The organism is Streptomyces verrucosisporus (assembly GCF_017114865.1).
GTDB classification, from domain to species: Bacteria; Actinomycetota; Actinomycetes; order Streptomycetales; family Streptomycetaceae; genus Streptomyces; species Streptomyces fenghuangensis.
In genome coordinates this window covers 1-1,593 of sequence record NZ_JADEYH010000072.1, presented here as the reverse complement: position 1 = coordinate 1,593, position 1,593 = coordinate 1, and the positions used below count along the sequence as shown (strand labels likewise).

Annotated in this window: 2 protein-coding genes; one reads left to right on the top strand and one right to left on the bottom strand. The window is 72.0% G+C overall.

The window, feature by feature from the left end; translation table 11 throughout:
- The first annotated feature begins 270 nt into the window (after nucleotides 1-270).
- Nucleotides 271-1,080, top strand: coding sequence for an IS5 family transposase (locus tag IQ279_RS27480; protein ID WP_241028856.1), 810 nt, complete (start codon nucleotides 271-273; stop codon nucleotides 1,078-1,080).
- On the opposite strand, the gene IQ279_RS27475 is transcribed toward IQ279_RS27480, so the two are convergent.
- A complete protein-coding gene (locus tag IQ279_RS27475; RefSeq protein ID WP_206352033.1) occupies nucleotides 1,055-1,525 on the bottom strand; it encodes a hypothetical protein in 471 nt (156 codons plus the stop codon). The genes IQ279_RS27480 and IQ279_RS27475 overlap by 26 nt on opposite strands.
- Between the last annotated feature and the right edge of the window lie 68 nt (nucleotides 1,526-1,593).

The following is a 1,593-nucleotide window of genomic DNA, read 5'->3' as shown; positions in this document are numbered from 1 at the left end:
AGAAGCCGTTGCTCTATCGATCGTGGTGAGCATTGGTTCGAGGACGGGGACTCGCCTGGGTGATCTTCGGCCGGTGGGGGCATGAAGACAGGGCCTCCTGTCCAGCTCGGGATTGCTGAAGTCCTTCGAGCGCCAGGAGGCCCTGTGCCGCAGTCTTCCGTCCGGATGGTCGGCGAGTCCAACTCGGTTGCCCCGTCGTGTGACTGTCTCGCGCACCGGTTCGGAAACGCCGCGGACCGGCCGCCCAGGAGACCGACATACCCGTCGGACATGACGGACGCCGAATGGGCGGTGGTGAGGGACCTGCTGCCGGTGCCGGGGTGGCTGGAGGGCCGGGGCGGGCAGCCGGAGGGCTACTGCCACCGGCAGATGATCGATGCGATCCGCTATCTGGTGGACAACGGGATCAAGTGGCGGGCGATGCCGGCCGACTTCCCGCCGTGGGAGCGGGTCTACGCCTTCTTCCGCCGCTGGCGCGAGCGCGGCCTGGTCGCCGAGTTCCACGACCGGCTGCGGAGCCGGACCCGCCACAGCGAGGGCCGGGACGCGGAGCCGACCGCGGCGATCATCGACTCGCAGTCGGTCAAGGCGGCCGCGTCCGTCCCAGCCGCCTCCCGGGGTTTCGATGCCGGCAAGCAGATCAACGGCCGCAAGCGGCACGTGATCGTAGACACCCTCGGCCTGCTGCTGATGGTGCTGGTCACCCCGGCCGACGTCACCGACCGGGACGCCGCCTGCGGGATGCTGCCCCGCCTGCTCGCCCGCCACCACCGCATCCGGCTCGCCTGGGTCGACGGCGGCTACGCGGGCCGCCTGGTGAACTGGTCCAGGACCACCCTCCGCCTGGCCCTGGACGTCGTCCGGCGCAGCGACGACACGCAAGGCTTCACCGTGCTGCCCCGGCGCTGGTGCGTGGAACGCACCCTGAGCTGGCTGATGCGCACCCGCCGTCTGGCCCGCGACTACGAGACCCGCACAGCCAGCAGCGAAGCCATCGTGCAGTGGTCGATGGCCATGCTCATGAGCCGCCGTCTGGCCCGCCGCGCCGGCCCGCTCACCGAGCCGGGTGCCGCAGGGTGAACAGGCCCGGCCGCTCCTCGGCCAGCCAGCCCCGCGCCACCAGCCGCTTCGCCCTCACCCGGACTCCCTCGACCTTCGCGGGCACCAACTCCAGCCCCAACCGGACCGCCAGACCCTTCGCCCGCACCCCCTCCCGGCCCGGCTCCCCCTCCAGCACGGCCAGCAGCCGCCGGTACTCCGGCGCAAGCACCCCCGCCGTGACACCCTCACGCCAGTGAGGAACCACCGACCCGGCCACCGGCTCCTTCACCGGGGTCGGCACCGGCTCCGGCCGGACCGGCTCCTCCACCACAGCGCCCGCGGCCAGAGCCTCGGCCAGTTCCGCCAACGCCACCACCCGACGCTCCAGCACCGCCTCCGCCTCCCGCAGCTCGGCCTGCAGGTCCTCCACCCGCTGCCGAGCAGCACGCTCCCGCTCCTCCAGCAGCCCCATCACCGACGGCACCCGACACCTCCACCGAGAAGACGACACGACGTGTCATCACTGCCGTCGAGGCATCAGCTCCATGCCTG

Excerpts from the sequence above, each read along its gene's own strand:
- IQ279_RS27480 (WP_241028856.1), top strand. The coding sequence starts at position 271 with ATGACGGACGCCGAATGGGCGGTGGTGAGGGACCTGCTGCCGGTGCCG.